The organism is Streptomyces sp. NPDC048639 (genome assembly GCF_043199075.1).
Lineage (GTDB): Bacteria > Actinomycetota > Actinomycetes > Streptomycetales > Streptomycetaceae > Streptomyces.
The window spans coordinates 350,231-375,348 of the sequence record NZ_JBICVP010000002.1; the positions used below are offsets into that span (position 1 = coordinate 350,231).

Below are 25,118 nucleotides of genomic sequence, written 5' to 3' on the forward strand. Positions count from 1 at the left end.
CGCCCCGCTCTCGACGACCCTCGTACCGACCCGGCGTCACGAATCCGTGGCCCGCCCACCCGATCCCGACACAGGTGTACGGAGAATCTCATGCCGATCCAGCGACGAAACGGCATTCGCGCGACCCTCGCGGTCGCCGCAGCGGGGACGCTCCTCGCGGCGTGCGCCGGAGCCGGGGGCTCCGGCTCGTCCGGCGGTGACACCCTCAATGTGCTCATGGTGAACAACCCGCAGATGGTCGAGTTGCAGAAGCTCACCGCGAAGCACTTCACGAAGAAGACGGGCATCAAGGTCCGCTTCACCGTGCTGCCGGAGAACGACGTCCGCGACAAGATCAGCCAGGACTTCTCCAACCAGGCCGGGCAGTACGACGTGGCCACCATCAGCAACTTCGAAGTGCCCTTCTACGCCAAGAACCAGTGGCTGCACCCCCTGGACAAGCACATCGCGGACGACAAGGCCTTCGACCAGGACGACATCCTCAAGCCGGTGCGCGACTCGCTGACCGCCGACGACGGCAAGGTCTACGGCCAGCCCTTCTACGGCGAGTCGTCGTTCCTCATGTACCGCAAGGACGTCTTCGCGGCGAAGGGCCTGAAGATGCCCGAGAAGCCGAGCTGGAAGCAGGTGGCCGCCCTCGCCGCCAAGGCCGACGGCGCCGAGCCCGGCATGAAGGGCATCTGTCTGCGCGGGCAGCCGGGCTGGGGCGAGGTGATCGCCCCGCTCACCACGGTCGTCAACACCTTCGGCGGCACCTGGTTCACCAAGGACTGGCAGGCGAAGCTCACCGCGCCCGAGTTCGTCAAGGCGACGAAGTTCTACGTCGACCTGGTCCGCGAGCACGGCGAGTCCGGCGCCGCCCAGGCCGGGTACGCCGAGTGCCTCAACAACCTCACCCAGAGCAAGGTCGCCATGTGGTACGACGCCACTGCCGCGGCCGGCTCCCTCGAAGCCTCCGGCTCCCCGGTGAAGGGGAAGATCGGCTACGTCCAGGCGCCGGTGGAGCGGACGGACAGCTCCGGCTGGCTCTACACCTGGGCCTGGGGCGTGCAGAAGGCGTCCGAGAACCCGGACAACGCCTGGAAGTTCATCTCCTGGGCCTCGGGCAAGGAGTACGAGAAGCTGGTCGGCAAGGAGATCGGCTGGCAGAACGTCCCCGCGGGCAAGCGGTCCTCCACCTACGCCAACCCCGCGTACAAGAAGGCCGCTTCCGCCTTCCAGTCGGTCACGCAGCAGGCCATCTCCAGCGCCGACCCGCGTGATCCGGGCACTCAGCCGCGGCCGACCATCGGCATCCAGTTTGTCGACATCCCGGAGTTCACGGATCTGGGCACCAAGGTATCCCAGGAGATCAGCGCCGCGATCGCCGGCAAGCAGACGGTCGAGAGCGCCCTGAAGAAGTCGCAGGCGATGGCCGAGAAGGTCGCCGAGGAGTACCGGAACCGATGACCACGACACTCCCCGTACGCCGCTCCCGGGGCGAGCCGCCGGCTTCACCGGCCGCCCCGGCTCGGCGCAGGCCCCCGGGCCTGAGGGCATGGGCCACGCGTGCCCCGCTGCTGCCGGCGCTGGTGTTCCTGATCGTCGTCACCCAACTGCCCTTCGTGGCCACGCTGGTGATCTCGCTCTTCGACTGGAACTCCCTGGCTCCGGACAGCCGCCACTTCGCCGGCCTGGAGAACTACGCGACCGTGGTGACCGACGCGGAGCTGCGGGACTCGGTCCTCACGACGATGCTGCTGACCGCGGCCGTGGTCGTGACGAGCGTGGTCATCGGCCTCGCGCTCGCACTGCTGCTGGACCGTGCGTTCTTCGGCCGCGGCGCGGTGCGCACCATGCTCATCGCCCCCTTCCTGCTGGTGCCGATCGCCTCGGCCCTGCTGTGGAAGCACGCGCTCTACAACCCGGAGTACGGGTTGCTGAACGGCGTGCTCAACTGGCTGGGTCTCGGGCAGTCGGACTGGATCTCGGAGATGCCGCTGCTGGCCGTGGAGGCGTCACTGGTCTGGCAGTGGACGCCGTTCATGATGCTCATCCTGCTGGCGGGACTGCAGAGCCGGCCCGCGGACATGGTGGAGGCGGCCCGGCTCGACGGGGCCGGAAGTCGGCAGATCTTCCTCTATCTGACGCTGCCTCATCTGCGCCGCTATCTCGAACTCGGCATCCTGCTCGGCTCGGTCTACATCGTGCAGAACTTCGACGCCGTCTTCACGATCACAGGCGGCGGCCTGGGCACCGCCAATCTCCCGTACACCATCTACCAGACCTTCTACCAGGCCCATGAGTACGGGCTGGCCTCGGCCGCCGGAGTAGTCGTCGTGATCGGCACCATCGTCATCGCGACCTTCGCCCTCCGGGTGGTCTCCTCCCTCTTCCGCGAGGAGGTGTCCCGCGGATGACCGCGACCACCGCGACGACCGCTACGACCGCTACGACCCCGCTGAACGCACCGCTGCCTCCGGCCGCACGCCGCGCCCGCCGCCGCTCGGCCGCGCTGGGTCTGCTGGCGTGGGTGGTGGGCATCGCGTTCTGCCTGCCGGTGCTGTGGATGGTGCTGACCTCACTGCACTCGGAGGCGGACGCGGCGACCAACCCGCCGTCGCTCGCCGCCTCGCTCACCCTGGACGGCTACCGGGAGTTCTTCGGCGCGACGGGCGGGGCGAGCCCTTGGCCGTCCCTGATCAACTCGGTCTCGGCGAGCGTGTTCTCGACGCTTCTCGTCCTGCTGCTGGCCCTGCCCGCGGCGTACGCGCTGTCCATCCGGCCCGTCCGCAAGTGGACCGACGTCCTGTTCTTCTTCCTGTCCACCAAGATGCTGCCGGTGGTGGCCGGTCTGCTGCCCGTCTACCTGTTCGCGAAGAACACCGGCCTGCTGGACAACATTTGGCTGCTCGTCATCCTCTACACCTCGATGAATCTGCCGATCGCGGTGTGGATGATGCAGTCCTTCCTCGCGGACGTGCCCGTCTCCATCATCGAGGCCGCGCAGATGGACGGGGCCCGGCTGCCGACCGTACTGGCCCGGGTCGTCGCCCCCGTCGCCGGTCCCGGGATCGCCGCCACGGCACTGATCTGCTTCATCTTCAGCTGGAACGAGATGCTGTTCGCCCGGGTCCTCACAGGTGTCACCGCGCAGACCGCTCCGGTGTTCCTGACCGGCTTCGTCACCAGTCAGGGCCTGTTCCTGGCGCAGTTGTGCGCGGCGTCGGTCGTCATTTCCCTGCCGGTGCTCGCCGCCGGATTCGCCGCCCAGGACAAGCTGGTCCAGGGCCTGTCGCTAGGAGCCGTCAAATGAGGGCCGCGCTCATCGAAGCCCCCGGCAAGGTCACCGTCACCACCGTGCCCGACCCCGCTCCGGGGCCGCGGGAGGTCGTCGTGGACGTGGCGTCCTGCGGGCTGTGCGGCACCGATCTGCACATCCTGCAGGGCGAGTTCGCCCCGACCCTGCCGGTTGTGCCCGGGCACGAGTTCGCCGGCGAGATCGTGGGCGTGGGGGCGGAGGTCACCGAGCTGGCCGTCGGCGACCGGGTGGCGGTGGACCCGTCCCTGTACTGCCACGAGTGCCGCTACTGCCGTACGGGCCACAACAATCTCTGCGACCGCTGGGCCGCGATCGGCGTGACCGTGGCCGGCGGTGCCGCGGAGTACGCGGTCGCACCCGCGGCCAACTGCGTCCGCCTCCCGGACCACGTGGACGTACGGGACGCCGCTCTCATCGAACCGCTCTCCTGCGCGGTCCGCGGCTACGACGTACTGGGCTCGCGCCTGGGCGCCGAGGTGCTCATCTACGGCTCGGGGACCATGGGCCTGATGATGCTGGAGCTGGCCAAGCGCACCGGCGCTTCCCTGGTGGACATCGTCGACATCAACCCCGAACGGCTCGCCACCGCGCGCAAGCTGGGCGTCTCCTCGGCGGCCGCGGCGGCCGACGAGCTGGACCGGCCACGCGGCTGGGACGTGGTCATCGACGCCACGGGCAATGCGGCGGCCATCCAGGACGGGCTGGGCCGGGTGGCGAAGGCGGGGACGTTCCTGCAGTTCGGTGTCTCGGACTACGCGACGACCGCCACCATCGAGCCGTACAAGATCTACAACCAGGAGATCACCATCACGGGCTCGATGGCGGTCCTGCACAGTTACGAGCGCGCGGCCGATCTCTTCGCCAACGGTGTGCTCGACCCGCATCTGTTCATCAGCGACCGGCTGCCGCTGGAGGAGTACCCGCAGGCGCTGGACCGGTTCAAGGCGGGGCAGGGCCGCAAGATCGTGGTCGAGCCGTAACGCGGCCCGCCTCAGGAGGCCGGTGTCCGTCCGTGGGGGGCGGGCACCGGCCTCACGCCCGTGGTACGGCCGGCAGGTCCGCGGGACGGATGCGGTACACGTTCAGCCGCATGCCGTAGTACTTCGACGTCTCGCCGACCCATTCCATGCCCATGCGGCGTGCGGTCGCGGCGGCCTTGCGGTTGTTTGGGCGGGCGACGGCGAAGAGTTCGTCGACCCCCTGCCGGAACGCCCACCGGGACAGGGCGATCCCGGCCTCGGTCGCATAACCGTTCCCCCAGGCGTCAGGGCTGAGCTGGAAGCCGATCTCGAGATCCTCCTCGAACGGCGGCAGCATCCGGATCACGAGACCGCCCACCACGCGGCCGTCCTCCAGGCGCTCCAAGGCCCACCGGCCGGACGGAACGACCAGGTTGTGCTGGGCCTCCTCCCACGCCTGGAGCACCGCTCGCATCGCCCCGAGGTCCTCGACCCGGTGCATGGCGGGGGTGAGCCAGTGCGCGACCTCCTCGGCACCGTAGATCCGGTGCGCCGCCTCGGCATCGGAGACGGCCCAGTCACGCACCTCGAGGCGTTCCGTACGCAGGGGCGGTTGCATGTCTTTCACGCTAACCGCGCTCCCCCGGCGCGGCTCGTCGGCGAGTGACCCGATACCACTCTTATCGGGGGTTTCACCGGTTCGGCACAAATTGCGTAACCCCCGTGATACTCGCGCGTTCTGGATGGCGTCACCGTCCGTATCGGGACGGTACGAGACTTCCTGCAGAAGGAGACGACTACATGTCGCGCATCACGAAGGCCGCCGCCGTCACCATCGCGGCCGGCGCGGTCCTCGCCGGTTCCACCGGAGTCGCTTTCGCCGACTCGGGCGCCAAGGCCGCCGCCATCGGCTCGCCCGGCGCCCTCTCGGGCAACGTGCTCCAGCTTCCGGTGCACATCCCGGTGAACCTCTGCGGCAACACGCTCGACGCCGTCGGTGGGCTGAACCCGGCGTTCGGCAACACCTGCGTCAACTCGAGCAGCGAGAAGACCAAGGTCACCAAGCACGACAAGAAGAAGCACCACAAGAAGCACGACAAGAAGAAGCACGACAAGAAGAAGGACGCGAAGAAGTCCACCAAGAGCTGGTAGTCACGCCGGTTCGCGGCCTTCTTCCGTGGCCTCCCGGGCAATCCGGGAGGCCACGGTCATGCTCCGGGCCAAGGCCGCGATCGGGGGCCACGACCACTGCCCCCGCCGCGCTACCAGAAAGCTGCGGCGGACCCCGGCCACCGGGTCCAGCCGCCGGAACGACACGTCCTCGCGCCCGCGCTCGATACCCGACTCGGCGAGGATCGCGACTCCGAGGCCGGCACCCACGAGCGTGTTGATGAAGTGCAGGCTGTCCACGCGATGGACGATGCGCGGGGTGAAACCGGCCAGGGCACAGACCCGGCGGGCCAGTTCGTCGTCGTCGGTGCCGCGGGAGTTGGCGATCCACCCGGCGTCCGCCAGTCCAGCGATGTCCTCGAGGCCTGCGAGACCGGAGAGATCCGCTGCGGCGGCGCATACCGCGTCCGCCGCCGAGGTCACCAGATGGAGCGGCTCCTCGCCGATCCGGCGGGCACTCAGTCCGTCGGGCACCTGGCGCGGCACGAGGCTGTAGTCGTAGACGACGCCGAGGTCGATGTCCCCCGCGAGCAGCAGATCGAGGGTTTCCTGCGGCTCGTGCTCGTACAGCCGCACCTCGACACCCGGGTGGTCGGCGCGCAGCCGTGTCAGGGCCGGCAGAACGACGGTGCCCGCAACGGTGAAGTAGCTCGCCATGCGCACCCGCCCCTCCGGCTCGGACTGCCCCCGCAGTTCGGCGCGGGCCTCCTCCACCGAGGCCAGGATCGCGACGGCGTGCTCGACCAGGCGCTCCCCGGCCGGGGTGAGCTGGACACGGCGTCCGGCCGGGCTCAGCAGCTTCGCGCCCATCTCCTCCTCCAGGACGGCGAGGTGCTTGGAGACGGCGGAGGTTCCGTAGCCGGTGCGCTCGGCCACGGCGGCCATGGTGCCGAGTCTGCTCAGCTCGACGAGGAGCCGCAGCCGTCCGAGGTCGGGGAGCCGGTCGTCGATCATCCACCAATCGTAAACAGTGCGTCCGCCATCGGCCCGTGGACAGCAAGGAAGCCGTAACGGTGCAATGGGGCCGTGATCTCCTCCTCGCCCTTCGCCCTCGTCCGCCGTGCCCGTACGCACCAGGTTCCCGGAGCCGTTCTGGTGCTGGTGGCGATGACGCTGCTGCACACCGGCAGCGCGCTGGCGACGGAGGTCTTCGACACCATCGGGCCCGCCGGTACGACCTGGCTGCGGCTGACCTTCGCCGCGCTCGTGCTGCTCGCCTGCACGGGCCGGCCGCTGTGGCGGGTCGTACGGACCGCTCCGCGCGCCGACCTGGTGGCCACGGCGCTGCTCGGCGTGGTGAGCGCCGGGATGATGCTGCTCTTCTCCGAAGCGGCTGCGCGTCTGCCGCTGGGTACGGCGGTCGCGCTGGAGTTCCTCGGGCCGCTGACCGTGGCCGTCGCCTCTCTGCGGCACCGCAGGGAGCTGGCCTGGCTGCTGCTCGCTGCCGGCGGGGTGCTGATGCTGACCTCGCCGTGGAACGGCGGCGCCGACGCGGCGGGCGTGCTGTTCGGGCTCGGCTCGGGCGCGTGCTGGGGGCTCTACGTCCTCGGGACGCGGCACGTCGGCAGCCGTTTCCCGGCCCACCACGGGCTGGCGCTCTCCCTGGCGGTGGCCGCGGTGGTCACGGCGCCGCTCGGGGCGCCAGGAGCCCTGGCAGAACCGCGGTGGGAGGTGTTCGCGGCGGTCGCCGGGATCGCGCTGCTGATGCCGCTCGTCCCGTTCCTGCTGGAGATGACGGCACTGCAGAGGATGGGCACAACGGCGTACGGGACGCTGGTGGGCCTGGAGCCTGCGGTCGGTCTGCTGGCCGGTCTGGTGCTCATCGCCCAGACGCCGACGGTCCTTCAGGCGGCCGGTACCGCGCTGGTGGTGGTGGCGGGCATCGGGGCGGCGCGAGCGGAGAACCGTGGCCGCCGCGACCGCGTCGTCGCCCGCGGCACGGAACGGACCGCCCGGGCCGAGGAGCCGGAGAGCGGGGCGGCTGCGGCGGTGGCGTCCGGCGGCTGAGGCTGTCCCGTAATCGTTGGTCGGCGCGCGACGACACGTGCGGCTCCCCCACAGCTTCGCCCGGGAGTGCCCCAACTGTGTTGCCGCAGCATCCGCGTGGGCCCTTGCGAGGAAGGCGCTCCCCGTCCTGGCCCCGGCTACCGCCGGCAGGGCACCCCGCGGCGCACCCCGCGGGCTGATCCGAGGCGATCCACAGGACACGGCCGAAGCGGGCAGCCGTCGCTCAGCTCTCCTCCGGTGCGTCCGCCCGCGGCGCCGTCGCCGTGAAGATCCCGCCGTGCGGATCGCGCAGGGTCGCCTCCCGTCCGATACGGGAATCGGCCGGGTGGGCGGTGACCGTGCCTCCGGCGGCGACGGCGGCCTCCGCGGCCGCGTCGACGTCCTCGACGACGAAGTAGACGTGCCAGCGGGGCCGTACCTGCGGGTCCGGATCGGCCTCGACGCCGCCGCCTCGCAGGTGCGCGACCGTATGACCGCCGGCCTTCACCCGTACCGCGTCCTGTTCGTACTCGACCTCGGGGGCGTCCGGCCGTCCGGAGGCCCAGTCGAAGACCTGGCCGTAGAAGATGGCGGCGGCGAAGGCGTCGCGGGTGCGCAGTTCCAGCCAGGCCGGGGCCTTGCCGCGACCCACCTCCCAGCCGGGGACGCCGCCGCCCTCCCAGAAGCCGAAGACCGCTCCCCCCGGATCGGCGGCGAGGGCCGCCCGGCCCTTGCCGATGCTGATCGGCCCGACCCCGACCGTGCCGCCGCGCTCCCGGATCCGGGAGGCGGTGAGGTCGGCGGATTCGACGGCGAAGTACGCGGTCCAGGAGACGGGGACGCCCATGCTGTGCGCCAGGGCGCCGATGCCCGCGACGGGTACGTCGTCGGCGACCGCGACCGCGAACTCCGACCCCAGCGACGTCTCCCGGAAGGACCAGCCGAGCACCGCCCCATAGAAGCTCTGCGCGCCCTCCAGGTCGCGCGTCATCAAACTCACCCAGCACGGCGCGCCGGGCACCGCGTGCGTCGAGGCCGACATGTCCGCCACTGTGCCATCGTCCGCACGGCACCGCCCGCCGGCGCACGACCGTATGGCGGTTGCGGCCGACCGGTGGTGCCGCCGCGATTGTTGGTCCCGGCCCGCCGTGGCATAGATGGGAAGGTGTCTGGACTCGCGCAGCAAGTCGCCGACGTCGGCCGGAAGGCCCGGGACCGGCAGAATGACCCGGTCGTGGTGCAGACCGTCCGGTGCACCGTGGGCGCGACCCTCGCCTACGCGGCCGCCGACTGGATCATCCAGGGCGGTCCGCCGCCGCTGCTGGCCCCGCTGACCGCGCTGCTGGTCGTCCAGGTCAGCTTGTACGCGACCCTCACCATGGGCTTCCGGCGGGTCAACAGCGTCATCGCGGGCGTGCTCGTCGCCTCGGGATTCAGCGCCGTGGTGGGCCTGAGCTGGTGGAGCCTCGGCCTGCTCATCTTCGCGTCGCTCGTCATCGGCCACCTCGTACGGGTCCACGAGTTCGTGCCCGAGGTGGCGATCAGCGCCATGCTCGTCCTGGGGGTCAGCCACACGGCGCAAATGGCGTGGAGCAGGGTGGCCGAGACCCTGATCGGCGCCGCGACCGGCATTCTGCTCAACGTGCTGATCGCCCCGCCTGTCTACGTGGAGCCCGCGGGACAGGCCATCGCCGACCTCGCCCGCCGGATGCGGTCGCTGCTGCTGCGGATGAGCCGGGCCCTGGAACGCGGGGCGACCGGCGAGGACGCGGTGGCCTGGCTCCACGAGGCGCGCCAGCTCGACAACCAGATCTCCGACGTCGACGCCCAGCTCAGACAGGCCGACGAGAGCATGCGGTTCAACCCGCGGGTGCGCGAGGGGCTGCTCGCCCGTCTCGTCCTGCGCAGCGGACTGGACACCCTGGAGATCTGCACCGTGGTGCTGCGCACCCTGTCCAGGTCCCTGACGGACCTCACCCGCGACCGCCGCTCCGAGCTCGTCTACGAGGGCGAGGTGGCCGGCGTCATGAGCGAGTTGTTCGCGCACATCGCGGACGCCGTGGACAGCTTCGGCCGTCTCATCACTGCCCAGGTCAGCACCAACGCCGAGATGGCCGAGGAACAGCTCGCCGAAGCACTGGCCGAGGGGCGGCGCACCCGTCGGCGCATCGACGACCTGCTGCGGGCCGAGATGGAGAAGGAGCCCGACAAATGGGAACTCCACGGGGCGCTGCTGGCCAATGTGGACCGGCTGCTGAACGAGCTCGACGTCGAGCGGCGCTCCCAGTGGCTGGCCGAGGAACTCGACCGCCACCGCCAGGAGCCCAGCAACCCCACGACGGGCTACCGGATGCGCCGTACGGTCCGTCGGGGGCACCGCAGGCTGCAGCGCCTGCTCTCCCGGGACTGATCACCCGTAGGGCAGCCGCAGGGCGACGGATTCGCCGGGCGCGACCATGATGGACCGGCCCGCGAGCACCACGCGGATGGGCGGTTCGGGCGATGCCGGGACCTCGATCCGCAGCCGGCCGTGGCGCAGCCGCAGATCCACGCCCCAGTGCCCGCGGTAGCGCAGCGAGAAGCCGTACTCGGACAGTTCGGGGAGGGGTACGGGGTCGAGCCACAGGGCGTCGTCGCGGGTCTCGAGGCCCGTCAGCCCGCGCTGCACCAGGTCGAGCGTCCCGCCCATGGCGCCGAGGTGGATGCCCTCCCCCGTGGTGCCGCCCTGCAGGTCGGCCACGTCGCCCTCCAGCGCCTCGCGGACGAAGCTCCAGGCACCGGCGCGGCGCTCCCGGGCGAGGACCCAGCCGTGAACGAGGCCGCTGAGGGTCGAGCCGTGGCTGGTGCGGTGGACGTAGTAGTCGACGGTGCGGTGCCACAGCTCGCTGCCGAACTCGTAGCCCAGCCGCCGGAAGAGTCCGGCCAGTTCGGCCGGTGAGAAGAGATAGCCCAGCATGAGGACGTCGGCCTGTTTGGAGGCCTGGTAGCGGTTGACGGTGTCGTTCTCGGCCTCCAGGATCCGGTCGAGCCGCCGGATGTCCCCGTAGCGCTCGCGATAGCCCTCCCAGTCGAGCTCCTCCAGGTCGCCGAAGCCCTCGAACTGGCTGATGACGTCGCGGTGGAAGGGCACGTGCAGCCGCCGGGAGACGTCCTCCCAGCGCTCGGGCTCGCCGTCGGTGACGCCGATGTGCTCGAACAGCTCGCGCCGCCGCGGCTCCGGCAGATCGCGTACGAGGTCGAGGGCGCGGCCGAGCACCCAGGCCGCCGTGACGTTGGTGTACGCGTTGTCGTCCAGCCCGGGCCCGGCCGCGTCCGGGTACGCGTCGTGGTACTCGTCGGGGCCGACCACGCCGCGGATGCGGTAGCGGCCGAGCCCGGGGTCGAAGGCCGCGCTGTCCGCCCAGAAGCGGGCGATCTGCAGCATCATCTCGGCGCCCTTGGTCTGCAGGAACCCGGTGTCGCCGGTCGCCTCGCAGTACTGCCACACGTTGTAGGCGACGGCCGAGCCGACGTGGTGCTGGAGGCGGGAGTGGTCGGGCAGCCAGCGGCCCGAACGGGGGTTGAGGTGCAGGATCTGCGTCTCCTCGCGGCCGTCGCTGCCGCTCTGCCACGGGTACATCGCGCCGGCCCGGCCCGACTCGGCCGCCATCTTGCAGGCCTGCGGCAGCCGTCGGTGCCGGTAGTCCAGCAGCGCGCGGGAGACGCCGGGGAAGTGCAGATTGAGGAAGGGCAGCACGAACAGCTCGTCCCAGAAGACATGGCCCCGGTACGACTCGCCGTGCAGCCCGCGGGCCGGCACCCCCACGTCCAGGTCGGCGGTGTGCGGCGACAGCGTCTGCAGCACATGGAAGAGATGGAGCCGCAGGATGGCGCCGGCCTCGCCGGGCACGTCCAACTCGGCGCGCCGCCAGAGCTGTTCCCACACCGCGCGCTGGGATTCGAGAAGCCCGGCGAAGCCGGGGGCGGCGGCGACATCGCCCAGCGCGGCGTCGAGCGGGTCGCCGATCGCCGGGTCGTGGGAGGTGTGCAGGGCGACGACCTTGTCCACGGTGGCGGGGGCACCGGGCGAGACGGGGATGTGCAGCGTGTGCGCGACGCGCCGTGGCGCGATGTGCAGCCGGGAGGCGACGGGGGTGGCGCCGGTGACCGTGGTGCGTGACGCCATGCCGATCCCGATGCCGGAGCCGGAGGTGTGGCAGCGCAGCCATACGGTGTCGGGTTCCACGGCGCCGGTGTGCATACGGGCCAGGTGGCTGCCGGCGAGATCGCGGTAGCGGTGCACGCCGGCGTTCGTGACCTCGCCGTCCAGGGCCGACTCGACCTCGACCTCGCCGGACCAGCCCTCCGGGGTGAACTCGGTCCGCAGGGCGGCCAGATGGGGATCTCCCATATGGACGAGACGGCACTGGTCGACGCGCATCCGGCGGCCTTCCGCGTCCTCGTAGCGCAGGCGCCGGGTGAGGTTGCCACCCCGCAGATCCAGGACGAGGCGGTGGTCGAGCAGTTCGTCGGTGTCCGGCGAGAACCAGGCGGCGGAGCCGTCCTCGGTGCGGACACGGAACCTCAGTGGAAGCCAGTTGGGCAGGTTGACCATGTCCTCGTTCTCGATGTGCCGGCCCGACACCTGCGAGACGAGGCGGTTGTAGCAGCCCGCTGCGTACGTACCCGGGTAGTGCACGTCGTCGGCGACGGTTTCGGGGGCGGCACCGCGGGTGGCGAAGTAGCCGTTCCCGAGGGTCAGCAGGGACTCCCGGAGCCGCTCCTCGGTGGGAACGTAGCCGGTGTACTCCCAGGTCCACTGCGGCATCGTCCCTCCCTCCGCGGAGCGGGGCCCTGCCCTTCTCCACTGCACCACGGGTGAGCGGATTCGGGCCACCGGGGCCGGTGTGCCACCACGGCGGGGCGTGCCGTGCCGTGACGCCTCCAGGTCTCCAGGCCCTCGGCGGGGGCGGAAACAGCCGGCGGGTCTGGTGTCCAGCGCCGCGAAGCCCTCGACGATCCGCGCCGCGACCGCCAGTGGCTCTCCCCCGGCTCCAGCCTCGGGCGCCCGGTGTGGAACGCCTCGACGGCTCCCGGCCCGGCCTCGCGCACGACGAGGATCTGCACAAGCCTCGTGGACTCCTCGAAGAAGACCGAGCACGTCCGGAAGAAGTCCCTGAGTCCGCTCTCGCTGCGCCAGATCCGTCCACCCACGAACCCTCTCCCGAAATCCGCGGTGGGCACGCCGGCCGGCATGTCCTCCGCGGAAGCCTGGGCCCGAAAAGCGGGCCGGCACCACCCGCCGAGTAGTTCACCCTTCATCTTCCTGCCTCTTGTCGTGGCTGCGCCACGTGTGGTTCAGTGGCTCATCCACTCAGCCACGAAGGTCACCTGCGAGAGGGCGAGCCCGTGACGACGCTGCCACGCGAGACGATCGTCGATGTCCTGGAGAATCGATTGCGCGAGGACATCTTCTCCGGGCGTCACCCAACGGGCAGCTATCTGCCACCCGAGCGCCAACTGGCCGAGGGCTACGGCGTCACACGCACCACCCTCAAGCACGCCTTCGGTCGCCTGGTGCAGGCCGGGCTGCTGGAGACCCGCCACGGCGTCGGCACACGCGTCCGCGACTTCGCCCGGCTCGGCGGCGCCGACCTGCTGCCGATGCTCGTCCGCCACAGCCCGGACTGGCTCGGCGAGGTCTTCGAGGTCCGCCGCGCCGTTGGGGCCCTCATCGCGGAACGCGCCGCGCAGAAGGCCACCCCCGACCAGCGCATCGAACTCGCCGACCTGCTGATGGAGATCGCGGCCGCCGATGACGGTGACGGCGTCCAGCTCGCGGACGTCGAGGTGCACCGCGCCCTTGCGCGCGCGACCGGCAACCGGGTCTACAGCCTGCTGAGCAACACGCTCTTCAACGCGTACCTGCCGGTCCGCTCCCACCTCATCGGCCCGTTCCTGGACGCGGCGCTCGCCCACGACCGCCTCGCCCCGGTCGTGAAGGCGGTCCTCAAGGGCGACGCGCCGGCGGCGAGAGCCGCGGCAGAGGCATATCTCGGCGAGACCGAACACATCATGCTCGAGGACCTGGGAGTTGGCGTATGAGCCGCGGCACGACCTTCGCGGAGACAATGCTCGGCACCGTACGGCTGGTGGGCGAGGACGCATCGCGCCCGATGCGCATCGATCTCGATGTGCGCTCGGACGAGGTGATGCTCCTTCACCGTACGACGGACGCGCGAGTGACGGGGCGGGTGCGCATCACCGGCCTCGCCGACGACCCGTACGCGACGGGCGAGTTGGAGATCTCGCCCCTGGCCAGGCGGCGCATCCGCTACCACATCAACTTCACCGTCGAGGGCCGCCGCTACGTGCTCGACGGCTGGAAGTCCATAGCCCCGTCACGGCCGTTGAAGTCCATGACCGTGCTGCCCTTCACGCTGTTCGCCGAGGGAGAGACCGCCGGGCACGGCACCCTGCGCTTCCCCCTCACCACCGGGCTGCTGCCCTTTCTCGGAAGCTTCCGCTTCCCCAAGCCCGACAAGGCCGACCGGCATCTCGTACCGCGCTGGGACGGCAAGCCGGGCCGTACCGAGGTCTGGTACACCACGATCACCGACCCCGAGACCCGTACCGGCCTCTGGCTGCACCACGAACTGGTCGCCCCCAGCGACGGATCCGAGGCCTACGCGCACGGGTGGGTCGCGCTCTACCCGCCGGACGGACCGGTCCGGCACGCCCGCTTCGGGCCCCAGCCGTGGGAGCCGAACCCCCGCGGCTTCGCCGCCGACTCCATCTCGGCAGGTCCGGGCGAACTGACGGGCAGAGCGGGCGAGTTCGCCTGGAAGCTCACCGAGCGCCACGAGGACCGGACGCCGCTCTACACCTTTCCCCGCTGGTCGTGGCGGCGCGAACTGCTGCCCGCCGCGCAGATTCTGCCCGCGCCCCGCTCGTCGTACTCCGGCACCGTCGCCTACGACGGCGGGGAGCTGCGGCTTGCCGGGGCACCGGGAGCGACCGCGCGCATCTACGGGCACGGCAACGCCCGCCGGTGGGCCTGGCTCCACGCCGACCTCGGCGACGGCGACGTCCTCGAAGTCGTCGCCGCCGTCTCGACGCGGCCCGGCCTGCGGCGGCTGCCCCCGCTGGTCTTCCTGCGGCTGCGCAAGGACGGCCGGACCTGGCCGCGCCGTGCGGAGCGCGGCGCGATCGGCTGGGCCGGCTTCGGCCGGTTCCGCGCCGACATCGGCCTGCCCGAGTGGACCGTGATCGGCACCGCCGGAGGGCGCCGCATCCGCGTCTCGGTCACCCAGCCCGAAGACCGCACCCTCGCCCTGGACTACACCGACCCCGACGGGAGCCCCGCCGTGTGCCGCAACAGCGAATCGGCCGACGCGCACATCGTCCTGGAACGCCGAAAGCAAGGCGGCTGGCAGACGGAAGCGGAGTGGTCCCTGGTGGGCACCGCGCACGCGGAAGTTGGCACCCGGTGAGCCGCCGGCTCGGCGGCCTGGTCGCCGCACTGCTCGCGGACGACGGCGGCGCGCCCTGGGTGGGTGCGGTCCCGCAGCGACTGGAGGGCGTGCTCGCCGCGATGCCGGCTCCGGCCCGGGCCGGTGTCCACAGCGCGGCGGCGGCCGTGGACACATACGCCCGGGTGCGCACCGGACGCGGACTGCACGCCCTGAGCCCGGAGCAGCGCGAGGCCCTGCTGACCTCGCTCGCGAGCCGCAAGGCGCTGCTGCAACTGCTCGACGTGGTCAAGGTGCCCGTGATGCTCGCGGCGGGCACCGAGCGGATGCTCCACCAGGAGCCGATGCCGCTGACCCGGAACGCGGCCGCCGATCCCCCGCTCGACTGCGTGCCGTCGACCGAGTGGCCGGACCGCGCGACCGTCGACGCCGTCGTGGTCGGCTCGGGCGCGGGCGGGGCAATGGCGGCCCGTACCCTGGCGCGCGCAGGGATGAGCGTGGTCGTGCTGGAGGAGGGACAGCACCACACCACCGAGGAGTTCGGGCGGCGGGCACCGCTGGACCGCTTCACGGACATGTACCGGGACGGCGGGGCGACCGTGGCGCTGGGCAATCCGCCCGTGGTCATCCCGGTCGGCCGGGCCGTCGGCGGCACCACGATCGTCAACTCCGGTACGTGCTACCGCACTCCTGATCACGTCCTGGCCCGCTGGCGCGGCGAGTTCGGCCTCGACATGGCCGACGGCGCCACCTTCGGGACCCACCTCGACGAGGTCGAACGCACCCTTCAGGTCGGCACCCAGCCGCTGGACGTCCTCGGCGGAAACGGCCGTACCGCCCTGCTCGGCGCGGAGAAGCTGGGCTGGGAGGCGGGCCCGCTGCGCCGCAACGCCCCCGGCTGCAAGGGCTCGTGCCAGTGCGTCGTCGGGTGCCCCACGGGCGCCAAGCAGAGCGTCCAGCTCTCCGTCCTCCCCGACGCCTGCACCGCGGGCGCCCGTATCGTCACCGGCGCGTATGTGCAGCGCATCCTGGTCGAACGGGACCGGCCGGGCGGGCCGCGGGCGGGCGGAGTCGCCGTACGTCGGCCCGACGGCACGACGTTCGAGATCCTCAGCCCGCTGGTCGTCGTCGCGGCTGGAGCGCTGTACTCGCCGACGCTGCTGCGCCGTTCCGGACTCGGCAGTCACCCCCGGGTCGGGCGCAACCTCGCCGTGCACCCGGCGGTCAGCACCGCCGGCCGCTTCTCCGAGCCGGTCACGGCCTGGCGGGGCGTCCTGCAGAGCGTGGGCGTGGAGGAGCTGCACGACGACGGGATCCTTCTCGAGGCGACGGCCGGGCCGCCCGGCATGGGCTCGTTCGTCCTGCCCGGCGTCGGCCGCGCGCTGCGCGCCGAGCTGGAGGACGCGGCATCGCTCGCCACCGTGGGCGCGATGATCGCCGACCGGCCCTCGGGCCGGGTGCTCGGCGGGCGGCGCAGCCTGCTCCGCTACGACCTGCACCAGGACGACGCGCGCAAGCTGCTGCGCGCGGTGGAAGCGGCCGGCCGGATCCTGTTCGCGGCGGGTGCGGAGGAGGTTCTGACCGGCATCCCGACCGCCCCGCGGGCGCGTTCCATGGACGAACTCGTCGAGCTGCTGCGCGGGGTGTCGGCGAACGCGCTCCACCTGTCCGCCTTCCACCCGACCGGGACGGTCGCGATGGGCACCGATCCGGAGGTCAGCCCCGTCGACACGCAGGGGCGGCTCCGCGGTGTCGACGGCGTCGTGATCGCGGACGGCTCGCTGCTGCCGAGCTGTCCGGAGGTGAACCCGCAGATCACGATCATGGCCGCGGTACTGGCGGTGGCCGAAGCCGCCACCTGACGTCGGCGTCGCCCCCGGGCGACTGCCGGCGGCGCCCCGTGGGGGCGGGCACCATTCCGCGAGAGGGGTGGGGTGAGTGCCCGCCCTCCGGGGCTTCGTTCGTCCTACGGGACCGCCCCATCTCCGGTTCTCCGTATGTCTGTTGCGTTCCTCACGGGGTCAACGCTGGTGCGGTGCAGGGCGAGTGAGGGATCCATCCGGCATCTGGGCGCGTACGAGGGCGAGTTGGAGGGCAACACGGGCTGCGGGTCCGATGCGCCCGTACGGACCTCGGGGTCGTGTGCCGGGACCGCGGCAGCGGAACGGACGGAACACCCGCGGGGCGCACTATCGGCGGACCGAGCGCGGCGGACGGGTTCGGGCCCGCGGTTCGCGGTTCGCGGTTCGGGGCCATGGTTCGCGTACCCGGGCCGTCGATCGCTCCGGCGCGGCACCGGCCCGGCCCGGCGCGGCCCGGGCCCTCGGGGTCACCCATGCGGCGGGCAGCCCCGAAATCCCGCCGCAGGCGCCGGAGACGACGGCCAACCTGCACAGAGGCGTCCTCCGCGGTGGAGCCGGGTCCTCCATCGGAGTGACCCCAACCCCGCTCCCCCCATCGCGACATGAGCGGGTTGCGTGCTTAATCCAAGTACGCCGGAATTCCCTCGAAGCGGCTGGGCCAAAGGTCGCGCCGGCGCAGGAGATCCGACATGCGAGCTGGACGAATATTCGCCGTTGCCCTCGTGACAGGTGCCACCCTCGGCCTCGGGGCCCCCGCCGCCCTCGCCGAGCCCTCCCCCGGACACGAGTCGTCGCGGCCGACCCACCGTCCGACGCACCACCCGACGTCGAGGCCGACCGAGCGCCCGACGCACCGGCCCACCGAGCGCCCCACGTCTCGCCCCAGCACGCCCAGCAAGGGCACTGAGGGCGGCCTGGGCGGCAGCATCGACGGGACGACCTCCCTGCAGATCGCCGGCGGCACCGCGCTGCTGGCCGTCGCGGGCGCGGGGACCGTGGTCACGCTGCGCCGCCGAGCGAACCGGTAGTCCGGTCTCCCCAAGAAATCCCAGAGCTGCTGACGAGTGTGCTTCCGGCGCACTCGTCAGCGCCCTTTTTCGCGGTTCCCGCGCCGGTGCTGATCGCACCCGATCCCTCTGACCTGGCCACCTGGCACGCGCCCGTACGCCCCTGACCCGCGCCCGTACGCTCCCTGGCCCATGCCGGCGCCGTACGCCCCTGGCCGGCACCCCCGCCCGTCACACCCCTCACCCCCGCCCGTACGACGCGCCAGGCCCGGGCCGTCCGGGCGACGGTGAGGCGGATGTGACGGATGCGGCGCCGTGTGAACAGGGATGCTGCGCATCAGTCCGTGTCACTGCGGTTGTGGAGGCCTTGATCAGGATCGAAGCTGGAGGTAATGAATCCGGGCTGGGTCTGATGCCATGAGCATGTGGAACGCGTCCAACAATGCCGATGACTTCCGTGGTCCCCTGGACGTCACGAGGGCGGCCACCGCGGTGCTGGACGCCGAGAACGTGATCATCGGCTGGTCCCCCGCGGCCGAGGAGCTGCTCGGATACCCCGCCGAGGAGATCATCGGGCATCGCGTGGACACCCTGCTCGTGGGCCGCCCGACCCCCGAGCCCGCCTTTCCCGGGGTCGTCGAGCCCCCCGCAGGCCCCCTGCCGCCCAGCGAGCCCCGTATCGCACGCCACCGGGACGGACACGTCCTCCAGGTGGCCACGACCCTGTGCGAGCTGGAGAACGGCGGCTCCGGCCCGGCCCGCGTCCTTGTCGCCGCCGACCTGGAGGTGCTGCGGCGCTGGGAGTCGCATCAGGCGATGCGCCAGGGCCTGGCCACCCAGTCCCCGATCGCCCTGTGCATCTACGACCGTGATCTCCATGTGGCGTGGGCGAACGCCAAGTACGAGGAGGAGATCGGCGTCCCGCTCGAGGACTTCGGCGGCCGCCACGTCGAAGAGCTGTACCCGCGCGGCGAGTTCCTCACCGAGACGTATCCGGTCACACTCCCCGAAGTCATGCGCTACGTGCTCGCGACCGGCGAACCCGTCGTCGACCTGCACTTCCACGGCCGTCCCCCGGCCGACCCGGACAACGACCACTTCTGGTCCTGCTCGTACTACCGACTGCAGGACGCCCGCGGCCATGTGCTGGGCGTCTGCGAGGACGCCTTCGACATCACCGACCGCTACCGGACCCAGCAGCGGCTGGAACTCCTGGTCCGGGCGGGCGGCAGCATCGGTACGACGCTGGACATGGAGCTGATCGCGCGGGAGATCACGGATGTGGTCGTCCCGCAGTTCGCCGACACGGTCACCGTCGACGTCGTGGGGGTCGTCCTGGAAGGAGAGGAGCCGGACCCGGCCCGGGAGCCCCCGGCTTCCCTGCTGCGGATGGCGCGCCGCTCCGGCCCCAAGGACACCGGAGACCCGGAGGTACCGAACGACCCGAAGGGCACGGAGAGTTCGGCCGGAACGGCGAACCCGACACGTACCGGGGACCCGACGGCCACCGAGGAAACGAAGGACGCCGGGACGTCCGTGGCGGGCAACGGCGCCGAGGAGCGGATGCCCCACCCCATCGGCTACCCGCCGGCCTCGCCGCAGGGCCGCGGCCTGTCCTCGGGCCGGACGATCCTCGAAGAGGGCACGCTGGTGGTCCCGTTGCGGGCGCGCGGAACGACGATGGGGCTGGTGACCTTTCTGCGGACCCGGAATCCCACACCCTTCGACAGCGGCGAACTCGCCCTCGCCGACGAGCTGGTGGCGCGTACGGCCGTGAGCCTGGACAACGCCCGCCGCTACACCCGCGAGCGCACCGCCGCCCTCACCCTCCAGCGCAGCCTGCTCCCCCAGCATCTGCCGCCGCAGTCCGCCCTCGACATGGCCTACCGCTATCTGCCGACGGACAGCCGGGCGGGGGTGGGCGGCGACTGGTTCGACGTCATCGCCCTCTCCGGTACGCGCGTCGGGCTCGTCGTCGGCGATGTCGTCGGGCACGGCCTCAACGCCGCGGCCACCATGGGGCGTTTGCGCACGACCGTACGCGCTCTCGCCCGCCTCGACCTCGCACCGGACGAGCTGCTCTTCCGCCTGGACGACCTGGTGGGGCAGTCCGCGGAGGAAGGGGGGCCCGAGGACGACGTGGCGACCGGGGTGACCTGCCTGTACGCCGTGTACGACCCGGTGTCGCGGCTGTGCACCATGGCACGGGCGGGCCATCTGCCCCCGGTGATCGTCGCGCCCGACGGCGCCCTGTCGTTCCCCGATCTCCCTCCGGGCCCGCCGCTGGGGCTCGGAGGCCTGCCCTTCGAGTCCATGGAGATCGAACTCGCCGAAGGGAGCCTCCTCGCCCTCCTCACGGACGGCCTCGTCGGCTCCCGGACCCGGGACCTGGACGCCGGTCTGGAGAAGCTGAGCCTGGTGCTCGCCGAGCCCGGGCGGTCCCTGGAGGAGACCTGCGACCGAGTGCTCGGTGAGCTGCTCCCCGGCGGTCCTGCGGCCGACGACGCCGCCCTGCTGCTCGTCCGCACCCGCCGGATGGGGGCGGATCAGGTCGCGGTCTGGGAGCTGCCCCCGGAGCCGGCGGGGGTGGCCAAGGCCCGCGAACTGGCGACCGCGAGGTTGCGCGAATGGGGCCTGGAGGAGCTGGCGTTCACGACCGAACTCGTCGTCAGCGAGCTGGTGACGAACGCGATCCGGCACGCCGCACCGCCCGTACAGCTCCGGCTCATCCGCGACCGGACCCTGCTGTGCGAGGTGTCGGACGGCGGGTACACCTCGCCCCACCTGCGGCACAGTGCCAGCGACGACGAGGGCGGGCGGGGGCTGTTCATCGTGGCGCAGATGGTACGGAGGTGGGGTACCCGCTACACACCGTCCGGCAAGACCATCTGGACGGAGCAGGCGTTCCCGGACGCGGACGCGCCGCTCCCGTACAACGTCCCCTGACTCCCGTAGGCCGTCCGCCCGAAGGCTCGCCGACCGCGGCCGACCGCTCTCCGGCTTCCGTGACCGCCGACTCGCTTGTACGAAACCCCTGTTGACGGACTCAGGCCTTCCGGTGCGGCTCGATGACCGTGACGCCTCTGCCCGTGGCCGTACCCATCGCGGCCAGCGCCGCGGGCGCCTCGTCGAGTCCGATGGTGGCGGTGACGAGCAGGTCCGGGCGGAGGAGCCCGGACCGCACCATGTCCATCATCGCCGGGTAGGTGTGCGCGGCCATGCCATGGCTGCCCAGCACCTCGAGTTCGAGGCCCACCACGCGGGACATGGGCAGCGCGGGATCGCCCGTGGCCGCGGGCAGCAGCCCCACCTGCACATGGCGGCCGCGGCGGCGCAGGCCGTTGATGGAGGCGGCGCAGGTCTGCGGGCTGCCGAGAGCGTCGAGCGAGAGGTGGGCCCCGCCGCCGGTGGCCTCCCGCACGGCGTCCGCCGCGGAGACGCCCGGCGCGGAGCCGGTCGACGCGGAGGCGGTCGGCGCGGAGGCGGTCGAAGCGGAGGCGTCGATGCACACGGAGGCACCGAACCGCGCGGCCAGTTCCAGAGCCTCCGCCGAGACGTCGACTGCCACGACGCGCGCCCCGCTCGCGGCCGCGATCATGACGGCGGACAGGCCCACCCCTCCGCACCCGTGCACCGCGACCCACTCCCCCGGCGCCACCCGCCCCTGGGCGACGACGGCACGGAACGCCGTGGTAAAACGGCAGCCGAGGCCGGCCGCCGTGCCGTACGCCAGGTCGTCCGGCAACCCGACCAGATTGACGTCCGCGTTCTCGATCCGGACGTACTCCGCGAAGGAACCCCAGTGGGTGAAGCCCGGCTGGGTCTGGTGCTCGCACACCTGCTGGTCGCCCGCGGCGCACGCCGGACAGCGGCCGCAGGCGCAGACGAAGGGAACCGTGATGCGGTCGCCCGCCCGCCAGTTGACCACCTGGGGCCCCACCGACTCGACGACCCCGGCCAGTTCATGGCCGGGCACATGCGGCAACCGTACGTCCGGGTCGTGGCCCATCCAGCCGTGCCAGTCGCTCCGGCACAGCCCGGTCGCCTCGACCCGGATCACCGCACCGTGCGGGGAGGCCGAAGGCTCCGGCACCTCCCGCATCTCGGGCACCCGGCCGAACTCCTCGAACACCACAGCGCGCATCGGTCGTGTCCTCTCTCCCGTGCTCCCCGTGCTCCCCGTGCTCCCCGTGCTCCCCGTGCTCCCCGGGCTCCCCGTCCTCCTGCTGGGCGTACCCGGCCCGGCGATCAAGTGCGCGACCCGCCGAACCGTCCGCGCCCCACCCCGTGCGGGATCCCCGCTCCCTGCGGCACCATGAGCCCATGGGTGATCACGTGTCGTGGCAGCGGGCGCCGAAGCGGACCGGGCCCGGAACGGTGCCGGCCGCGACCGACCGCCCGGAGGAACCGCCATGCGCGTAGCGCTCTTCGTCACCTGCGTCAACGACACGCTCTATCCGGGGACGGGCCGGGCGGTCGTCGCCCTGCTGAGACGGCTGGGCGTCGACGTGGACTTTCCCGCCGCCCAGACCTGCTGCGGGCAGCCGCAGTTCAACACCGGCTACCGCCATGAGACCGAGCCCCTGCTACGCCGCTTCGCCACCGCTTTCCGCGACTACGACTACGTCGTCACCCCGTCCGGTTCATGCGCGGCGATGGTGCGCGACAACTACCCGCGGATCGGCGCGAGCGCCGCCGCCGAGGGGCGGGGCGACACGCTCTCCGAGGCCGCCGCCGTCGCGGTGCCCAGGACGTACGAGCTGACGGAGTTCCTGGTGGACGTGTTGGACGTGACGGACGTCGGGGCGTACTACCCGCACCCCGTGACGTACCACCCCACCTGCCACGGGCTGCGCGTACTGGGTCTCGGTGACCGGCCGCGCCGGCTGCTGGAGCGGGTGAAGGGCATCGACCTGCGCGAGCTGCCGGGAGCGGAGGAGTGCTGCGGTTTCGGCGGCACCTTCGCCGTCAAGAACGCCGCCGTGTCCGCCGCGATGGGCGCCGACAAGGCGCGGAACGTCATGGGCACCGGCGCCGAGGCCGTATGCACGGTCGACAACTCCTGTCTGATGCACATCGGCGGCACGCTGACCCGGCTCGGCTCATCGGTCCGCCCGGTCCACATCGCCGAGATCCTGGCGAGCACGGAGGGCGATGCGCGATGAGTGGCACAGATCTGGGCATGCTCGCGTTCCCGCAGGCCGCGGCCCTCTCCACGCGGGACGAGACCCTGCGCGGCAATCTCCGCCACGCCACGCACACCATCCGCGACAAGCGCGCCCAGGCGGTCGGCGAACTGGAGGACTGGGCACGTCTGCGTGCCGCCGGAGCCGCCGTCAAGAACCGTACGCTGCGCCATCTCGACCACTACCTGGAGCAGGTCGAGGCGGCGGTGACGGCCGCCGGGGGCCAGGTGCACTGGGCGGCGGACGCCGACGAGGCCAACCGGATCGTCACGGGTCTCGTACGCGCCACCGGCGAGACCGAGGTGGTGAAGGTCAAGTCGATGGCCACCCAGGAGATCGGGCTCAACGAAGCTCTGGCGGGGGCCGGCATCACGGCCTGCGAGACCGATCTGGCCGAGCTCATCGTGCAGTTGGGCGACGATCTGCCCTCCCACATCCTCGTCCCGGCGATCCACCGCAACCGCTCGGAGATCCGCAACCTCTTCCGGGAGCGGATGGCCGAGTGGGGCCGCCCCGCGCCCGACGGCCTCACCGATGCGCCCGCCGAGCTGGCCGAGGCCGCCCGGCTGCATCTGCGGGAGAAGTTCCTCCGCGCCCGCGTCGGTATCTCGGGGGCGAACTTCATCGTGGCCGAGACGGGCACGCTGGTCGTGGTGGAGTCCGAGGGCAACGGCCGGATGTGCCTGACCCTCCCCGAGACGCTCATCTCGGTGGTCGGCATCGAGAAGATCGTGCCCACCTGGCGCGACCTCGAGATCTTCCTCCAGCTGCTGCCGCGGTCCTCGACGGCGGAGCGGATGAACCCGTACACCTCGATGTGGACCGGCACGGAGGAGGACGACGGGCCGCGCGCCTTCCACCTCGTGCTGCTCGACAACGGCCGCACCGACACCCTGGCCGACACTGTGGGACGGCAGGCCCTGCGCTGCATCCGCTGCTCGGCGTGCCTGAATGTGTGCCCGGTCTACGAGCGGGCGGGCGGGCATGCGTACGGCTCCCCGTACCCCGGTCCGATCGGCGCGATCCTCACGCCTCAACTGCGCGGCATGGCAGGGCCGTTGGAGCAGTCGCTGCCGTATGCCTCATCGCTCTGCGGCGCCTGCTACGAGGTGTGCCCGGTCGCCATCGACATCCCCGAGGTGCTGGTGCACCTGCGGGAACGGGTCGTCGAGGGTGGCGAGGTGACCCGGCAGGGGGCCAAGGCGACGATCAGGCCCGCGAAGGGTCATGCGGCCGAGCGGGCCGCGATGCGCGCGGCGCGCTGGACGCTGGACCATCCGCGGGCACTGCGTGCGGGACAGCGCCTCGCCGCCCGGACGCGGCGGCTGCATCCGAAGCGGTTGCCGGGCCCGGGCCGTGCCTGGACGCAGACGCGCGACCTGCCCGAGGTGCCCGCCGAGTCCTTCCGCGACTGGTGGGAACGGACCCAGGGCGGGGAGCGGCACCGGGGCGAGGAGGCGAAGCGGGCGCGGGGAGAGGACGGGGAAGTGCCGCGCGGTGCGGGTGGAGACCGGACGCACGGCGAGGACGGGAGCGGCCGGTGAGCAGCAGGGAGCGCATCCTGGGACGGGTACGCCGCGCTCTGGCGGACGTGCCGAGCGAGGAGCGGCCGGAGGACGTTCCCGTCGTGCGCGACTATCTGCGCGTGCACGGCGAGCGGACTCCCGCACAGATGGTGGACCTCCTCGCCGAGAACCTCGCCGACTACCGCGCCGTCGTGCACCGTACGCGCGCCGACGGGCTGCCCGTGCTCATCGCCCGGCTGCTGTCGGAGCGCGGCGCGGCCTCCGTCCTCGTACCGCCGGGGCTTCCGCCGGAGTGGATGGCGCCCGGGGACGCGGCCCGGATCGCGGACCGGCGTGCGAGCACCCCGCATCGACTCGACGCGGTCGACAGCGTCGTCACGGGCTGCACGGTCGCCATCGCCGAGACGGGCACGATCGTCCTCGACGGGAGCCCGGATCAGGGACGCCGCCGCATCACCCTGGTGCCCGACCACCACATCTGCGTCGTACGGGTCCCGGAGCAGGTGGTGGACTCCGTGCCGCAGGCGCTGGAACGGCTCGATCCGCTGCGTCCGCTGACCTGGATCAGCGGCCCCTCGGCGACGAGCGACATCGAACTCGACCGGGTGGAAGGGGTGCACGGCCCGCGCACGCTCGAGGTGGTCCTGCTGGAGGGCTGAAGCCGGGCCGG

20 protein-coding genes are annotated in these 25,118 nt (G+C 71.9%); 15 read left to right on the top strand and 5 right to left on the bottom strand.

All coding sequences use genetic code 11. The features are described from left to right. Positions 1–90: 90 nt before the first annotated feature. From ACGFNH_RS05940 to ACGFNH_RS05955, 4 genes are read left to right on the top strand one after another with little or no spacing between them, the layout of a single operon-like run. Positions 91–1,449 carry an ABC transporter substrate-binding protein gene (locus ACGFNH_RS05940; protein ID WP_393651799.1) on the top strand — a complete coding sequence of 453 codons (1,359 nt, stop codon included), beginning with the start codon at positions 91–93 and terminating at the stop codon, positions 1,447–1,449. Further along, entirely contained in the window at positions 1,446–2,399 is a 954-nt protein-coding gene (locus tag ACGFNH_RS05945; RefSeq protein ID WP_393651800.1) for a carbohydrate ABC transporter permease, read from the top strand. The genes ACGFNH_RS05940 and ACGFNH_RS05945 overlap by 4 nt, the downstream gene beginning before the upstream one ends. Next, positions 2,396–3,295, top strand: a complete 900-nt coding sequence (locus ACGFNH_RS05950) for a carbohydrate ABC transporter permease (RefSeq protein ID WP_393651801.1) — start codon at positions 2,396–2,398, stop codon at positions 3,293–3,295. The genes ACGFNH_RS05945 and ACGFNH_RS05950 overlap by 4 nt, the downstream gene beginning before the upstream one ends. Then, complete coding sequence (locus ACGFNH_RS05955; RefSeq protein ID WP_393651802.1) at positions 3,292–4,281, top strand: zinc-dependent alcohol dehydrogenase family protein; 990 nt, start codon at positions 3,292–3,294, stop codon at positions 4,279–4,281. The genes ACGFNH_RS05950 and ACGFNH_RS05955 overlap by 4 nt, the downstream gene beginning before the upstream one ends. Positions 4,282–4,333: 52 nt before the next feature. Here ACGFNH_RS05955 and ACGFNH_RS05960 read toward each other — a convergent pair whose 3' ends face one another. Further along, positions 4,334–4,879, bottom strand: coding sequence for a GNAT family N-acetyltransferase (locus ACGFNH_RS05960; RefSeq protein ID WP_393651803.1), 546 nt, complete (start codon positions 4,877–4,879; stop codon positions 4,334–4,336). A 182-nt stretch (positions 4,880–5,061) separates the two neighbouring features. Between ACGFNH_RS05960 and ACGFNH_RS05965 the strand changes: the two genes are divergently transcribed. Then, on the top strand, positions 5,062–5,412 hold the full coding sequence (locus tag ACGFNH_RS05965) for a chaplin (protein WP_393651804.1): 351 nt from the start codon (positions 5,062–5,064) through the stop codon (positions 5,410–5,412). Here the strand turns inward: ACGFNH_RS05965 and ACGFNH_RS05970 are convergent, their stop codons facing one another. Further along, positions 5,413–6,384 carry a LysR family transcriptional regulator gene (locus ACGFNH_RS05970; protein ID WP_393651805.1) on the bottom strand — a complete coding sequence of 324 codons (972 nt, stop codon included), beginning with the start codon at positions 6,382–6,384 and terminating at the stop codon, positions 5,413–5,415. It lies immediately after the preceding gene. A gap of 72 nt (positions 6,385–6,456) precedes the next feature. On the opposite strand from ACGFNH_RS05970, the gene ACGFNH_RS05975 reads away from it, so the two are divergent. Next, positions 6,457–7,437, top strand: coding sequence for a DMT family transporter (locus ACGFNH_RS05975; protein WP_393651806.1), 981 nt, complete (start codon positions 6,457–6,459; stop codon positions 7,435–7,437). Between the two features lie 223 nt (positions 7,438–7,660). Here ACGFNH_RS05975 and ACGFNH_RS05980 read toward each other — a convergent pair whose 3' ends face one another. Next, the gene (locus tag ACGFNH_RS05980) at positions 7,661–8,458 is read right to left on the bottom strand and encodes a VOC family protein (RefSeq protein WP_393651807.1); all 798 of its coding nucleotides are present in this window, start codon (positions 8,456–8,458) and stop codon (positions 7,661–7,663) included. Between the two features lie 123 nt (positions 8,459–8,581). Between ACGFNH_RS05980 and ACGFNH_RS05985 the strand changes: the two genes are divergently transcribed. Then, the gene (locus ACGFNH_RS05985; RefSeq protein ID WP_393651808.1) at positions 8,582–9,826 is read left to right on the top strand and encodes an aromatic acid exporter family protein; all 1,245 of its coding nucleotides are present in this window, start codon (positions 8,582–8,584) and stop codon (positions 9,824–9,826) included. Here the strand turns inward: ACGFNH_RS05985 and ACGFNH_RS05990 are convergent, their stop codons facing one another. Beyond that, positions 9,827–12,223, bottom strand: a complete 2,397-nt coding sequence (locus ACGFNH_RS05990; protein ID WP_393651809.1) for a glycoside hydrolase family 65 protein — start codon at positions 12,221–12,223, stop codon at positions 9,827–9,829. It abuts the gene before it with no gap. A gap of 581 nt (positions 12,224–12,804) precedes the next feature. Here ACGFNH_RS05990 and ACGFNH_RS05995 point away from each other — a divergent pair. The 5 genes from ACGFNH_RS05995 to ACGFNH_RS06015 all read left to right on the top strand — a co-directional run bounded on the left by ACGFNH_RS05995 (position 12,805) and on the right by ACGFNH_RS06015 (position 20,682). After that, positions 12,805–13,500 carry a FadR/GntR family transcriptional regulator gene (locus ACGFNH_RS05995; RefSeq protein WP_393651810.1) on the top strand — a complete coding sequence of 232 codons (696 nt, stop codon included), beginning with the start codon at positions 12,805–12,807 and terminating at the stop codon, positions 13,498–13,500. Beyond that, complete coding sequence (locus ACGFNH_RS06000; RefSeq protein ID WP_393651811.1) at positions 13,497–14,888, top strand: hypothetical protein; 1,392 nt, start codon at positions 13,497–13,499, stop codon at positions 14,886–14,888. The genes ACGFNH_RS05995 and ACGFNH_RS06000 overlap by 4 nt, the downstream gene beginning before the upstream one ends. After that, positions 14,885–16,729: a GMC family oxidoreductase N-terminal domain-containing protein gene (locus ACGFNH_RS06005; protein WP_393651812.1), complete on the top strand. Its 1,845-nt coding sequence runs from the start codon at positions 14,885–14,887 to the stop codon at positions 16,727–16,729. The genes ACGFNH_RS06000 and ACGFNH_RS06005 overlap by 4 nt, the downstream gene beginning before the upstream one ends. A 689-nt stretch (positions 16,730–17,418) precedes the next feature. Next, the gene (locus ACGFNH_RS06010; protein WP_393651813.1) at positions 17,419–17,757 is read left to right on the top strand and encodes a PT domain-containing protein; all 339 of its coding nucleotides are present in this window, start codon (positions 17,419–17,421) and stop codon (positions 17,755–17,757) included. 396 nt (positions 17,758–18,153) lie between these two features. Next, on the top strand, positions 18,154–20,682 hold the full coding sequence (locus ACGFNH_RS06015) for a SpoIIE family protein phosphatase (protein ID WP_393651814.1): 2,529 nt from the start codon (positions 18,154–18,156) through the stop codon (positions 20,680–20,682). A gap of 100 nt (positions 20,683–20,782) precedes the next feature. Here ACGFNH_RS06015 and ACGFNH_RS06020 read toward each other — a convergent pair whose 3' ends face one another. Beyond that, entirely contained in the window at positions 20,783–21,880 is a 1,098-nt protein-coding gene (locus ACGFNH_RS06020) for a zinc-dependent alcohol dehydrogenase family protein (protein ID WP_393651815.1), read from the bottom strand. A gap of 268 nt (positions 21,881–22,148) precedes the next feature. On the opposite strand from ACGFNH_RS06020, the gene ACGFNH_RS06025 reads away from it, so the two are divergent. From ACGFNH_RS06025 to ACGFNH_RS06035, 3 genes are read left to right on the top strand one after another with little or no spacing between them, the layout of a single operon-like run. Continuing rightward, the gene (locus ACGFNH_RS06025; RefSeq protein WP_393651816.1) at positions 22,149–22,901 is read left to right on the top strand and encodes a (Fe-S)-binding protein; all 753 of its coding nucleotides are present in this window, start codon (positions 22,149–22,151) and stop codon (positions 22,899–22,901) included. Further along, entirely contained in the window at positions 22,898–24,466 is a 1,569-nt protein-coding gene (locus tag ACGFNH_RS06030) for a lactate utilization protein B (protein WP_393651817.1), read from the top strand. Before ACGFNH_RS06025 ends, ACGFNH_RS06030 begins: the two co-directional genes overlap by 4 nt. Continuing rightward, positions 24,463–25,107 (top strand): lactate utilization protein C, encoded by a 645-nt coding sequence (locus ACGFNH_RS06035; RefSeq protein WP_393651818.1) that lies wholly within the window; start codon positions 24,463–24,465, stop codon positions 25,105–25,107. The genes ACGFNH_RS06030 and ACGFNH_RS06035 overlap by 4 nt, the downstream gene beginning before the upstream one ends. Positions 25,108–25,118: the final 11 nt, after the last annotated feature.

Coding starts and splice junctions, on each gene's coding strand:
- ACGFNH_RS06000 (WP_393651811.1), top strand. CDS start 13,497: ATGAGCCGCGGCACGACCTTCGCGGAGACAATGCTCGGCACCGTACGG.
- ACGFNH_RS05945 (WP_393651800.1), top strand. CDS start 1,446: ATGACCACGACACTCCCCGTACGCCGCTCCCGGGGCGAGCCGCCGGCT.
- ACGFNH_RS05980 (WP_393651807.1), bottom strand. CDS start 8,458: ATGTCGGCCTCGACGCACGCGGTGCCCGGCGCGCCGTGCTGGGTGAGT.
- ACGFNH_RS05965 (WP_393651804.1), top strand. CDS start 5,062: ATGTCGCGCATCACGAAGGCCGCCGCCGTCACCATCGCGGCCGGCGCG.
- ACGFNH_RS06030 (WP_393651817.1), top strand. CDS start 22,898: ATGAGTGGCACAGATCTGGGCATGCTCGCGTTCCCGCAGGCCGCGGCC.
- ACGFNH_RS05990 (WP_393651809.1), bottom strand. CDS start 12,223: ATGCCGCAGTGGACCTGGGAGTACACCGGCTACGTTCCCACCGAGGAG.
- ACGFNH_RS06020 (WP_393651815.1), bottom strand. CDS start 21,880: ATGCGCGCTGTGGTGTTCGAGGAGTTCGGCCGGGTGCCCGAGATGCGG.
- ACGFNH_RS05960 (WP_393651803.1), bottom strand. CDS start 4,879: ATGCAACCGCCCCTGCGTACGGAACGCCTCGAGGTGCGTGACTGGGCC.
- ACGFNH_RS05940 (WP_393651799.1), top strand. CDS start 91: ATGCCGATCCAGCGACGAAACGGCATTCGCGCGACCCTCGCGGTCGCC.
- ACGFNH_RS05950 (WP_393651801.1), top strand. CDS start 2,396: ATGACCGCGACCACCGCGACGACCGCTACGACCGCTACGACCCCGCTG.
- ACGFNH_RS05970 (WP_393651805.1), bottom strand. CDS start 6,384: ATGATCGACGACCGGCTCCCCGACCTCGGACGGCTGCGGCTCCTCGTC.
- ACGFNH_RS06010 (WP_393651813.1), top strand. CDS start 17,419: ATGCGAGCTGGACGAATATTCGCCGTTGCCCTCGTGACAGGTGCCACC.
- ACGFNH_RS06025 (WP_393651816.1), top strand. CDS start 22,149: ATGCGCGTAGCGCTCTTCGTCACCTGCGTCAACGACACGCTCTATCCG.
- ACGFNH_RS06015 (WP_393651814.1), top strand. CDS start 18,154: ATGAGCATGTGGAACGCGTCCAACAATGCCGATGACTTCCGTGGTCCC.
- ACGFNH_RS05955 (WP_393651802.1), top strand. CDS start 3,292: ATGAGGGCCGCGCTCATCGAAGCCCCCGGCAAGGTCACCGTCACCACC.